The organism is Flavobacterium sp. ENC (genome assembly GCF_020991415.1).
Lineage (GTDB): Bacteria > Bacteroidota > Bacteroidia > Flavobacteriales > Flavobacteriaceae > Flavobacterium.
The window spans coordinates 471,669-485,120 of the sequence record NZ_JAJMOY010000001.1 but is presented as its reverse complement, the minus strand read 5'-3'; the positions used below and the strand labels follow the sequence as shown (position 1 = coordinate 485,120).

Below are 13,452 nucleotides of genomic sequence, written 5' to 3'. Positions count from 1 at the left end.
AATCTTCTAGTGAACCTGTCTGATCTTGTTTTAGTCCCATTTATACTTTATCATGTTGCTCCACAGTTTCATGAATAATTGCTTCAGCACTCGTAGTTCCGTCTTTGACTGCGCCATCAAATGCTTTTACATCTGCCATGTGGCAAAACTTCCTACATTAGTATTGACACTTCCTTCCATTACAGTTTGGGTTACTATGTAGGGGCTCTATCTACAACAGCACTATATTCATTGTAAAATGCTTGTTGTTGTTCTGTCGTAACAACCTGAACTCCTGTTGAGGCTATCGATACACTTCCAATCTCCTAATGCTTTATTTACTGTATTTTCATAAGCTGTTTTAGCTGTATCATTTTGAAAAGTCAAAATTATAACATCTGCCTGCATTCCATCTGGGTCAGTAGATCTATATTTCCCCATCTTTTACCCACTCTTTTGCTCTCGCTGCTTTCATACCATTAGGATCAATAAAATAAATAGGATTATTAAAAGCATAACTATATGGACTATGACGTCTCATTTGTTCAGCCAACGGGTGTTGCGCTACCAAGTGTTGCAATTATTGATTTTGCTTGCGTTCACGAGCTGGACGCTCGCCAGCACAGACAGCTAACTTGAATTCTATTTTAACAGTTTGATACACTTTAAAGTGCTATAAAATCTATTTTTTAAATTTTACTCTATCTCTTCTTTTTTCCATTTGTTAATAAAATAAAAATCTAATCCTATTACAAATATAGAGGTAACACTTAGCGCTATATAATCGCTTGTATTTAGGTATCCCTTCTTGCTATATAGCAAGTGTATTGAATAGAAAATGCCAATGACAGAAGCAATAACTAGAATCAATATTTTATTTCTTGTTTTCATTTATTCTATTTTATTTATGTTTAAGTTTTCGAATTCTTTGATAATATCATATATAGTCTCTTGCTTCCAACCATCAAAACCTCTTCCTATTCCAGTTATTTTCTTTCCATTAATGTAAAATCTCAATTCGTCAACCTCACTTCCTCTGGCTCCTATTTCAGGTTTGTATGAGAAACTAAGTTGTTCTTTCTTCACTTTTTCAGAATAACTATTTATCAAAAATTTTTTATAACAGAAACAGATTGAATTTTCAAGTATAATGATTTTGTGTAAAAATGGTTTTAAGAAGAATATCAAAACTTCAAATCCAATAATAATTATAAAAGAAATTAAATAAACTACATAATTAAAATTTTTAGTAGCTAAATAAAACAAACTGTTGAATGCTATCCCAATTAGTAAAAGCTTTAATAATACTGTTGCTAAACTTAATTTATAAATCATTAAATATCGTTTTTTATATGTTTGTACCCAGCTCCATGAAGTCTTCATCGACGCTCCGAAAATGTCTCTGACTTTGCGTCATTTTAAGCAAATATAATTAAACCAGAAATCTCATAAAGTCTCTGACTTTAAAACTAATTTTTTTAGAATGTTATCTGCTGTATCAAATCAGTATTAATCAATAACCAAACTTAAAAAGTCGGAAGATTTTTATCAGGTTTTAATTTTTACGAGAACAAAAAAATTGTGCAAAGTCAGAGTGACATTTGCGCAGCTTTTCATAAAGGAACACATCGAGGAACGGGGCACAGTTTTTCATAAGAACACTTCGAGGAGCGGGATGGCTTTTTTTATTTTGGACAACTGGAAGGTTGTTTTAATTTTTATGCAATTTTACTATGAATCTCTAATTATCTGTAACTGTTAGGTGGAATTATTAACTACCAACACATCTGAAACATTATCCATATTATTTACCAAATAATGCTCCAATATATTAAAGTCTTACTCTTTTTGCTACTTGCTATTCCTTTTGAATATCCATTTTGCCATTCAGGAGGCATTTGTAGATTAGGTAGTAAATCGAAATTTTCAAAGCGATTTCCTGATTTAGCATCTAATACATAAATATTAAAACTTTCATCTAGTTTTATGTTACTATCATCTGTAGGATTATAAACCTTAAAATTTGGTACTGGGTACTTCATTTTATAGCAATCTCTATTTACTAGTAGTGAATCTAATATTTCAACCTTTTTTCTATTTTCATAAGTATCTTTTGTTTCGAATCTATTAATTAAAAAAAGACATGAATCTCGATATGTATATTTAGCAACAAAATGATATTTATTTATTACTGAATCAATTTTTACTGAATCTACATTATGCTCGTATAGCATGAAACAGATATCGTGTTTAGCTTTATTTTTATTGTTGATAATTGTATATGGATATGCAACAAGCTTATTTGGAAAATGAGAGGTCAAAATTTTGTCAAACTCACCTTTACTATTAATATATGTGTTAATATCTTCTTTATTTATTACTTGACCATTACAACTGGTAAATAGAATAGTAATAAATAATAATCTTAAAAATATTGTTTTTTTCATAATTTAATTAAATTTAAACTTCTAATAGTATCTGTCATATGGTCTGTAAAAAGAGTATATAAAATTTTGAATGATTCCCAGCTACCCGAAGTCTTCATCGACGCTTCGCAAATGTCTCTGACTTTGCGCCGTTTTAAACTAATATAATTAAAACAGAAATCTCATAAAGTCTCTGACTTTAAAACTAATTTTCTTAGAATGTTATCTGCTATATCAAATCAGTATTCATTAACCAAACTTAAAAAGTCGGGAGACTTTTATCAGATTTTAATTTTCATGAGAACAAAAAAAAATTGCGCAAAGTCAGAGTAGACTGTCCACAAATAGTGTCTAATTTTTTTGGGGTAGTCTATAATGAAGTGGCTTTTTTTGTTTCATGGATGTAAAGTCAGAGACATTCGCACAGCACCTTATAAGAACTCTTCGCAGAGCTGGTGAGCATTACTACTCATCTTTAAATTATTTTTTGCTGATATTTATTCTATTTCAATACGTTAGAAATGTTAAATCTCATATTACTAACTTTGAAACACTACCGATAAATCTATAGGGTAGGTTTAGGCGCAGGTCTATTTATTACAACCACTTTTTTAGTAACCCGTTCTTCTTGTTCTATAAATCTTGATAAATCATCTCCAGCTTTATCTTTTTTATCTAAGTCTATTAAAACAATATCATTAATAATACCGTCCAAATAATAAACTCCAGATTTTGAAAATGTAATCCTGTAAAATGTAATTTTTCTATTATTTATAGCTCCAAAAGTATCTCTTACAGTTTCCTTTAGATGTTTAAAGTCATAATTTGGATTTTTAGTTGTCGTTAGAATAAAACGGGTGTATCTATTTTTTTTTCTATCGCCAAAAGTTGTAATAATAGTATCTAACTTACTTTTATATTTAATAATGCCATCGTTTAACTCATTAACAACAACAGTATCTGGAAATTCGATAGCATATTCAATTGGTTTTTGAGCAACTTTTTTCATATCATCTTGCCTTATTTTTTTTTCTTCTTTACAAGAAACAAATAATTGAATAGTTGTTACAATAATAAGAATTACGGGTTTTATTCTTTTTCTAAACATATTAATATTTTATAGGTAATTTATTTTTAGCTTCTGTTTGCTGTACTGCTCTGACTGAGTCTCTGGTGTTCATTGCAGGAACCATACTTCTACCTTTTGTTTTAACAACTGTATCTTTAGGTGTAGGCGTATGTACCTGAGAAGCATTTCCTCTCACGACATCAGTGGAAGAATAATTTATTCTTTGCGCTTGTAACTGTACCTTCTTTAGAATTAGTACTTAGTACTTGTCGAATTTGAATTAGAATCTGCAGTATTAGCGCCTTCTATTGGATTACCAAAAGTTTGTACTAAATTAGAAAATATATTTGCTCCATCCATAACTTTATTTCCTCCTAAATCTGTTGAATAAGCATCTGCAAGCCCTACAATTAACATCTCCCATCAAGGTTAGCACTGATTTAGCACCTTTTGCCTCAGAAAAAAAACAGTAGTATCAGAAATACCTTTTTTATTACCAATAACACTATAGCCATCTACTTTATTTATTCCAAGACTTGATATTGCGCTCGATACAGCTTGTACTGCTTTTGCTGCTGTAGTTTGAACACTACTTAAAGCTGAGTGCATTTATCAATAAATATGCTGACTCCAAATAAAGCACATTTACAAAATCAAGTCAAACTAAACAGTTGGAAAAAAATAAATCGGAACAAAAATAATTCTGTTCCGATTTAACTATTTTTATATTACTAATCCAGTCAACTTTTTTCAGGAAAAGTCACTTTTAATTCTATTACATTGTACTTTTTAATCGACTACAAAAACCTCTTTCGAAAATAAGCAGTCCTGTCTCCTCAAGATTATTTTATCTGCTGGTGTATTTTTTTGAGGTTTTAAAAATTTATTATCTCTTATAACTACATTTAGCATTTGCTTACCCTTTTTTTCAAAAACAGCTTTAAATTCAAACGTACCCGTGTTTAGTGAATCAACATAAGATAATAAAACATTTTTCTCAATTTCATTATAATTGGCTAGTTCTTTGTTTATACTTGTTGATAATAGAAGCTCCAAAAACCTGCTACTAGTTATTTTAGAATCGACATTACTGACGTCATATTGAATCTTACCGTCAATGACTTTATTTATTTTTACAGTATCAGGAAAACTACAATACAAAATTTTACTCTTATTTAACTCTTCTTTTGAACTTTCCTCTTTTTTATTATTACATGAAATAATTATCAATGCAATAAATACACATTTAGTTATCTTAAAAATCTGTTCCATATTTTTTGTTAAAATTTTCTATACGTTTTTGCTGTTTCTTTTGAGCTTCATTAGTTACTCTTGCAGAATCTTTTTTACTAACAACAGTATCTTTAGTATGTAAATTAGCTGATTTTGAATTAGCACTTTCATCAAATGTCACTTCTGGTACTGATATTTGAATTTCATTATTATCAGTTTTACTCATTGTTGATTCAGATTTTACTTCATCACCTCCGTCTGCGCTTTTCACAAAAGGATTACTGCCATCAGGAGCTACACCAGGTACTGTTGTTGGCACGCCATAAACTTCTGTTAATCCAACAACGACACTTATATCAACTTGTTTTGTTTCTCTGCCTCCTTGGTCTGTTGTCATCCCGCCTTGCTTTCCTCCTTCAGTTGCAAAACTAACACCAGAACCAGAACCTTTTTGAGCTTTTTCAGCCTTTCCTATTTTAACATCAGGAGTTATTTTATCTAAGATGGCAACAGATTTTTGATGAACATAACTTTTAGCCGCAGAAACAACTTGACTTACTTTATTTGCAACGTAATTTCTCACTGCAGATTTAGCTCTATCAATTAATCCAGTAAAAGGATTATCTGGCCACATTCCATCAGGGTCTATAAAGTAAACAGGATTATCCACTGCATAATTGTATGGAGACCATCTTCGACCTTTTTCAGCCATAGGATCAATGTTCATCCAACGCGCTACAGCAGGGTCATAATTTCTTGCTCCATAGTCATATAAATTCAACTGAAAGCCACCAATATTTTCGTCTTGGAACTCTTTTCCATTGTACTTATACTTATTCTCGACACCAGTTTTAATATTATTATACCCTTCTTGTTTTAAACCAAACGGATAGAAATTACTCTCTTCTTTAATAGCGAGAGTTTTATCATAACTCAAACGAATGTTACCCAAATGATCTTTGTACTGATAAATATATTTATACGAACTTCCCGAAGGTTCAACGTAGCCTTCGGCTGTTGAGAAAAATTTTAGTGCTGTGATATTGTTTTGAGTTTCATATTGGTAACCATCCAAATAATCAATTGTTACGTCAGGTTTTCCAGTTTCTTTTACAATTTTCTGCACTTTTTCTCCTACAGCATTGTAAATGTAACCAATATTCCCTGTGGTTGCAAAAGTTATCTTAGTGGACAGGTTCAATTGATTATAGGTAATAGCCGTTATATTTTTATTGATGTCTTTGATCATATTACCATTGGCATCATAACTGTAATCATCAACACTGTTTGAAGGACTGTCTTTGAACTCATTTATAAAGGAGGCATTATTCACCACTGCGTCAGTAACCTTCATCAATTGGTTAGCCTTGTTACTATCTTTATAGCTATAGGTCAAATTGTCGATGAGGGTCTGGGAATTATCATTAGTACTTCCGTATCGGGTCAGGTTTGTGATATTCCCATTTTTGTCGTACCAAATACTTTCATTGTAGTTGTTTAGTACGGCTCCTTTTTTATAAACAGCTTCTCTAAGTCGGTTTAAGTTATCGTACTTATAACCATACGTTCTTAGAATTCCATTGTCATAGTTGGTTGCCCACTGGGTTTCTGAGATGTTTCCATTGTAGAGTGGTTTGACATTAGCAATCCCAGAAGGATTTGTATTATAATTAATCTTAAAAGCAAACAAATCTTTTGGGTCTCCGGCTTTGGTTAAAGCCGTAATATCGTTAATACCCGTCATCCATCCGCGAATGTTATAGGTATAATCTACTTTTTGGGTTGGAGCCGCAATCGTATTTCCAACTTTTTTAGAAATCAGCTGTCCCAACTCATCATAAGAATTATTGGCAATTACCTCGATTGTACCTCCGTTAATCTGGTGGGTCTGAGTTTTTAACCTGTCCTGATCAGAATAGGTAAAAGCGTCTTTGGTCAGGATTTCAAGATCAGAGGCCAAAGGTGATCTTTTATGTCGGGTAATGCTGTACTGCAATTGTCCGGAAAAGCTGTCCAGTTTACTGTCAGTGTAGGTATACCCTCCCAGAAAGTTTTTGGTATAGGAACGAACAGGTCTTGCTTTTTCATCATAAAAGGTATAGGTCTGTTCGTTTTTATAGTCGGTACTGGCATCAGGAACCCTGGTCCAGGTTGCCGTCGCAAGTCCTTTAGGTTTTTGGGTTGTATTGTTGTAATACACAAGCTGGTCACCATTTGCAACGCTTGTTTCCATTACAGGTGTATTGGGAAAATTATAATCGTCATAATAATTTACCGTCAGGACATGATAATCTGCAGTTGGCCAGGCAACATTACTGTAACGGAAATCGACTCCTTTTATAGTAGTATTGGTTGCCGTTGCCGTTTTGGTTTCGCTAAAGTTAGCGCTATTGTTATTTTGGTTTGTCTGTACTGTATTTCTGGTAGCATTAGTTACGGTGGCCGGTAACCATGCCGTCAGTATAGGGCGGTTGAAAGCATCGTATTTGGTAATGAGCCATCCCACCGAAGTAAGATCCGAAAAAGGGGAATTGGCAGGTCCTATGGCTACGGGTCTGTCGAGTTTGTCATACACGATAAACTCCCATTGTTTACCCGGTAGTTTTTTCTCTACCATGCGGTTTCGGTAGTCGTATTTGTACTGGTAACATAAATTGTCGAGAATCGTTTGATTACCATTGTCAATAACAGCACTAAAAGTACTTCCTGCCTGCGCCTTAAATTGAAATCCGGGTAATAATCGAATCGAATTAGAAGCTATTAAGGGTAAAGAAGTCCCCGCAGGCACTTGAGATGATGAGGTCACGTCAGCTTGCAGGCCTGTGGGAGCCCCAATAAGATCGGTTGCTTTTGGCGGGACCACATAGGTTAAGTTACCATAAGCATCATAGACATAATAGGTATCGTGTTTTTCATTTGTGGTTCCGGTTCCTACAGTACCATAGGTTCTTTTTAGTACTACCTGACCCTCTTTATTTTTAAATTCTACTGTCGAACCATTTAGCTCTGATAGCGGAGCTGCCGTATTCTCGTCATAAGTGACTGTTTTGTACAGTTGTCCGGCGGCATAGGTGCCAGTGTTTGAAAAAGAGATGGCATACAGTCCTATAGCAGGATCCCAGGCAGCGTTAGCCGTAAAGAGTCTGACCTCATTGTCAACATTGGTCTGGTAGTCCATTTTGATCTCATGCCCCAATCCAAGGCTCCAGTCGTTTCCGGGAGCGGCCTGTTTCAGGACACGGTTCAGAGGAGAAGCTTCTAATTGTTTCTCACTACAGGGGTTGGCATTGATAGTCCCATAATTCGTTTTGTATTGCGCAACTAAATCCGAAACCAGGGTTGTTGGATTGATATAAGCCGAAGTGGTTTGGGACGAAGCAAACGGAAGGTATTCCTTTACCTGCCTGCCGAAACCATCGTACTCAATCGGGGTTACAATGTCATTACCTGAATTAGACTGCTGCACGGCAATTTGCTGTACAGGTCTTCCGAGTCCGTCAAAATAGGTTACATTTTGGGAGGCCTGAGCAGGGGTGGGGGTTATGATTTTCTGGGTAACAGCTGTTTTGTAAGTTACCGTCTTGATATAATTTTGAGTGTTTGTCTGGCCAATGACCATAACAGGAAACAAAACCAAAAGAAGTTTTATAAAGTTTTTCATGCTGTTTTTGGTTTAGGGTTTGTAATTGTATTGGTTCTCAGAAAGGATATTTCCGTTTTTATCTTTTACGAATTCCAGCCTTCCGAAAGTATCATAGGTAAAAGTGGTAGTATCTCCTTTAGGATCGGTTCTGGTACTGATGCCTACCCCGGGAATAAAGGTGTAGGTGGTGATCATAGCATTAACAAAAGTGCTATTATTTCGTAAGTTGTTGATAGCGGTAAGATTCGTTTCGTTTAAAGCACTAAGGTCTGAAACACCTAATGCTGTGGTAATTTGCGGGATGGTGGCATTTTCTATTTTGGCAATCGGCTGTGTTTTGGTATAACCCCAGATAATGCTCACCGGAACACCGCTCTCTAAAGTATATTGAAGAATGTTTCCGTTTGTATCGTATTGATTAAAAGTAATTTTTTTATCCAGATTTACATTTATAGCAGCTAATCCTTTGTTGGCATATACTGATTTGGGAAGCAATAAAGCGCTGGTAGCAGTACTTTTATCGTAAACTGTTTTTTGCTCCGATAATTTTACTCCCGCTTTAAAGGTTTGTACGACCAGAGGGGTACTAACAATATTGGCTGTTTTTAATTCGTTGATGAAGGGTTCCGTACTCATTTCGGCATCAGGAGCATAATAGTATTTCGTTTCTGTTTCTTCATTTGTAAGAGACGTTCTTTCTTTTTGTGATTTTAATAAATCGGTCTCAGTCTTATATTGGTAATTGGTCAGTTGCTCAACGGGTCCGTTGATAAGGTACTTTGTATTTAATGACCAGGTCATTTTATGTCTTCCTGTAAAAAGATAATAAAATTCATACATATAAAAGTTAGCACCTGCATTAGCTCCTCCTCCAGGACTGCTAGGATACTGCCCTCTATGTTCAAAAAGCACTCCAAAGTCCTGAATGCTTTTTTGATCTAAAATTTCATAATTATTGATAGTTTCTTCTATTAAATTATAGGTATTATTATCATAGGAATATGTTTTCTCATGGAGGAGTTTTCCTTCCAGCCATCCAATATTTTTTTCTGTTTTATTAACACTAATGGTATTAGATTGACTATAGATTAGCAAAGAAGAAAAACCAGTAGCATATTCGTATTCAACTTTACCGTTTAATTTTGAATCTTTAGCAGAAGGCATTAGAACTGTTGCATATTGATACGAAACAGGCGTATTTGCCGTTAAGGATGTTTGCGCGACACTACTCGAAGTTGCATTAAAAGAGTTACCATTACCTTTACCATTGTAGTCCTTTTCAAAAAATATAGGATACTGATACATTCTGCCACTGGTCACACCAAGTCCAGGGTTAATGTATTTAAATTCCTTAACGATATCAGGCTGATTGGCTTCTTTCAGGGTTACTTTTGCGATACGTAGCCCTCCAACCCGTTCTCCTCCTTCCGGACTTAACATTTTCTCGTTCCAAAATAAAGACGAGGTAAAGGCATAGTTAGAAACAGGAGAACCATTTTTGGTTGCTTCAACATAATATTCGCCATCAGGCAGGTTTAAAGTAAATTGGCCACTATAAATATTCTGCGTATACCCCGGATTTGTGATTCCTTTAATTTTTAGGAAAAAATGACAATCCAAAGAGGGGACAGGACTATTAGAGCAGCCTTCAATATTTACGGTTAGCGCCACCGGACCGGCTATATTCTGAATGGTAAAATTTTGGCGGTAATAATTGTCAAAATTTAAATTGCCGTTTCCTTCCGGACCCGGATCCGGAACCAGTGGCGTAAAATAAAGTGCTTTACTTTCTTTTTGATCAAAATTTTCAGGATAGGATTTGTTCTCAATAAAACCCGCCCGGTTCGATTCGTACTCATATTCGACAGTTCCTCCTGTTGGAAGTTTCATGCTTTTAAGTATAAAAGCTTTGGATAAGTCCTCATCAATATTCCTATTGGCTAAAAAGCTTCTGTTGATTTTGGTTATCTGTGCAAGATCCGGAATTAAGGTTACATTTGATTTTCCATTGTAAAAGCCCCAGGCATCTTGTGCATTTGAATTTCTGTTGGGAAGAAAATTGTTTTCGTAAGTAAAACTGGTCGTTTTAATGGCAGTATTTACAGTATTGAGTTCGTTTAAAGACAAAAGTTTTAAACGATATTTATATTGCTCCGGATTTGAAATTCGGGTTTCATTGGTGTTTTCCAAAGAAGAAAAATACCCATAATTGAATTTGAATTTTTTAATCTGGCTGCCTTTGTTATTGAGTACGGCGATAAATTCCAGACTTTTGGCATTCGTTGCGTCTAATCTCGACTGGCTGCTTTGCGCAATAAGAATTTGCTCATTTTTTGTTTCAATTTTAGAAACAGACGTATTTTTTATCGTTCGGTGTAAAAAACCATAAGAGAGTTCCTGTTCAGCAAAACGGTCTCCCTTATATAGAAAACTTTCACCTGTCTTAATCCTGTCAGGATATTCAGCAGTTTCAGTGTAAAAGAAACTTATTTTATTAGAAGCTACCGTTTTTACTTCCGTAAGGTACCATGTAATAATATGGTCTGCTATATTGGACTCGCCGCCAACAATTCCCGTCTCTGTATATGAAATTGACTTTGTTGAACTGCTTCTCTCAATCTGTGTTCTTGAAAGGTCTTCTGTTTGCCCGAAAAAATATTGATTTCCTTTATCGTCCGTCAAAACCCATGAAATTATCTGTCCGGCAGAATTTCTATTGTACGTGATTTTCGCATCTGTTTTAGGGACCTGTATAAACTCATTCTGCGCTTTATCAAAATAAAACTTTCCGCTAAAACTCAAACAACTAATGGTAAAAACATCCGGTTCAAAATCTCTTTGATCAAGGTACTGTAATTCACTTATGTAATCCACATCCTCCATTCCTGCTCTTGCCTGCGCAACGGTATAGGGAGTTTCCATATATCCAATTCCGCTTAAATCATCCGGATTACCTCTCACCGCCCTTGAGATACTTCCTCCTAAATTCAGAGTCCAGCCCAGGCCAACTTCTGAGGCCATTTCGTTAACCCTGATGCCTCCGGTAAAATAATCTAAATTTAGGGGTAGCTGTAAGCCGTCTAAACTAATGGTATAGAGGGGTATTGAAACATTAGCCAGTCCTGTGTTTAAAGAAACAGGCTGCTCCAGAAACTTATTCATAAGCTGAACATTGGGATCAGGAGGGAAAATTTTAGGTTCGTACGTATTTTGTGAACAAATAACTGAAATCTTAAAAAATAATGAAAAGGTTAAAAACGTTAATTTTAATTTTGTGTTTTTAGTCATTTTAGAATTATAGTTTTAATTGTTTTTATAAAATAGAGTGTTATAGTAAGGGCAGTGAAGTACTATTTATGTTCATAATTAGTAAAATGAACAGATCCCGTTTGCATCCGGTATTTTTCCCAAAGAAGTGTTGAGCGCACTTAAACAAGACGATAAGAGAAGTAGCAAGCACAGTTTTTTCATAAATAAGGATCATTAATCGGAGTGTTAATTCCGAATGCGAATCTAGTTAACTCATGGGTAATATTTTTACGTTTTCTCACATTTTTTGATTTTTATTTTGCAAATAAAATAGTCTCAAAAACCTTCATAATTTTAAAAAAAAAACAGACCTGCTGCCAATATAGCCATTCCCCTTCTTTAAACATATTTTTGGTTGTTCTTGAAATTAGATACTGCAAACGTATAGAATAAAGTGATTTACACAAAAAGCGATTGATAAGTGTTGGGTTTCATTTGATATTCGTAGTAAAATCGTTTCAAAAGAGGATCAAAAACGAAAAAAGCTGTTCATTTTAAAAGAAACTATACTTTTAAGAAAGTAAAAAAAGATACGATTGGTATTTGATTTTGAGGACCATGAACTGCTCTTTTAGTACATGAGAAGAACAAAGAAACGCAAAAACAACCACCAAAATCCCTGACAATATGACAAAAAAGGACCAAATCTACCAAAAATCTACTATAAAGTTCATGTATAGGAGTGACGGAGCGGTGACGGTAACGTGACGGGAAAATTACATTCAAAAAAGCCATGTCACAACTGTCAGGACAAGTGTAAAAGGAAAGGCAAAATTCCTTCTAAAAAGTTTCTACTTATAAAAGAGAACTGCTTATTATTGCTTAACTAAAACAGAAAAAAAATGTATCAGTATTATTTTCGGCCGGGATACCAGTCAGAGGAACTTTTGATCGATGTTTTTGGCGGGGCCGAAAAGGAAAGCTTTTTCCCGGATTTTATGGAGGCAATCAAAGAAATAAACCCAAAAATGATTGATATTCTGGATCTGTGGATGAACGATGAGGTGCTGATGACCATAGACTCCGAAGCAGGAAAATTTACAGTCTCCAGAGATATCTGGGGATTTGCCTTTATTATGGCCGATAATAATCAGGACGGCCTGCACCGTATCAATTCGATTTTAGAAAAGGCGGAACAGTTTGAAAAAGTCGAGGTTGATTTTGAAAATTATAAATAATAGCGCATCATTATGAAAAAACAAAGCCCCTGTGAAAATTCCGCAAGGGCTTTGTTTTTAAAGCTTAATCTCAAACAAACTAAAAGAGCCTTCTTTATAATGTTCCGGTAATTCCGGTGTCCATTCTATAGTGCTGATTCCTTTGTAATCGAAACCGCAGCTTGTGTAATATTGGTTTATTCTTTCGTTGCCGCTATGGGTATCCAGTCGGATATATTCTTTACCGTTTTCCCTGGCATAGGCCTTAACCCATTCTACGATTTTTTTGACATACGATTGTCCCCGGAATTTTGGATTTGTGGCAATACGGTGAAGGTAGACGGCAGGATCTGCAGCAGCTTCTTTCCAGATAATCAAATCGTTGAAAGTGAGCACAAAAGTACAGGCAATTTCGCCTTCTTCCCGGATTATAAAATGCCGGTGCTCTTCAATCTCCTTTTCGATCAGTGTTTTTTCAAAGCCTCTCCAGCTTTTTGTGTTGACGGTTTTTTGATAAGCGGTAGCTTGCTGATAGATATCGAAAACGGCATCGATATCCTGATTTGTTGTGTTAAAAAATTCCATTAGTTGTAAGTATGCTGTAGATGAATCTACACCAAAGATAAATTTTTAAGA

General features: G+C 34.8%; 10 protein-coding genes. 1 reads left to right on the top strand and 9 read right to left on the bottom strand.

The window, feature by feature from the left end; genetic code table 11:
• Window positions 1-228: 228 nt before the first annotated feature.
• The 8 genes from LPB89_RS01945 to LPB89_RS01910 form a co-directional block, all read right to left on the bottom strand.
• A complete protein-coding gene (locus LPB89_RS01945) occupies window positions 229-420 on the bottom strand; it encodes a hypothetical protein (RefSeq protein WP_230700027.1) in 192 nt (63 codons plus the stop codon).
• A gap of 450 nt (window positions 421-870) precedes the next feature.
• Window positions 871-1,314: a hypothetical protein gene (locus LPB89_RS01940; RefSeq protein WP_230700026.1), complete on the bottom strand. Its 444-nt coding sequence runs from the start codon at window positions 1,312-1,314 to the stop codon at window positions 871-873.
• A 473-nt stretch (window positions 1,315-1,787) separates the two neighbouring features.
• Window positions 1,788-2,426 (bottom strand): hypothetical protein, encoded by a 639-nt coding sequence (locus tag LPB89_RS01935; RefSeq protein ID WP_230700025.1) that lies wholly within the window; start codon window positions 2,424-2,426, stop codon window positions 1,788-1,790.
• A gap of 544 nt (window positions 2,427-2,970) precedes the next feature.
• Complete coding sequence (locus LPB89_RS01930) at window positions 2,971-3,513, bottom strand: hypothetical protein (protein WP_230700024.1); 543 nt, start codon at window positions 3,511-3,513, stop codon at window positions 2,971-2,973.
• A 213-nt stretch (window positions 3,514-3,726) separates the two neighbouring features.
• Window positions 3,727-3,891 carry a hypothetical protein gene (locus tag LPB89_RS01925; protein WP_230700023.1) on the bottom strand — a complete coding sequence of 55 codons (165 nt, stop codon included), beginning with the start codon at window positions 3,889-3,891 and terminating at the stop codon, window positions 3,727-3,729.
• 372 nt (window positions 3,892-4,263) lie between these two features.
• Window positions 4,264-4,746, bottom strand: coding sequence for a hypothetical protein (locus LPB89_RS01920; protein WP_230700022.1), 483 nt, complete (start codon window positions 4,744-4,746; stop codon window positions 4,264-4,266).
• Complete coding sequence (locus LPB89_RS01915) at window positions 4,730-8,368, bottom strand: DUF6443 domain-containing protein (protein WP_230700021.1); 3,639 nt, start codon at window positions 8,366-8,368, stop codon at window positions 4,730-4,732. Before LPB89_RS01915 ends, LPB89_RS01920 begins: the two co-directional genes overlap by 17 nt.
• A 12-nt stretch (window positions 8,369-8,380) precedes the next feature.
• Window positions 8,381-11,638, bottom strand: coding sequence for a hypothetical protein (locus LPB89_RS01910; protein ID WP_230700020.1), 3,258 nt, complete (start codon window positions 11,636-11,638; stop codon window positions 8,381-8,383).
• A gap of 863 nt (window positions 11,639-12,501) precedes the next feature.
• Between LPB89_RS01910 and LPB89_RS01905 the strand changes: the two genes are divergently transcribed.
• Window positions 12,502-12,837, top strand: a complete 336-nt coding sequence (locus tag LPB89_RS01905) for a hypothetical protein (RefSeq protein WP_230700019.1) — start codon at window positions 12,502-12,504, stop codon at window positions 12,835-12,837.
• Window positions 12,838-12,894: 57 nt separating this feature from the next.
• On the opposite strand, the gene LPB89_RS01900 is transcribed toward LPB89_RS01905, so the two are convergent.
• Window positions 12,895-13,401, bottom strand: a complete 507-nt coding sequence (locus LPB89_RS01900) for a GNAT family N-acetyltransferase (protein ID WP_230700018.1) — start codon at window positions 13,399-13,401, stop codon at window positions 12,895-12,897.
• Window positions 13,402-13,452: the final 51 nt, after the last annotated feature.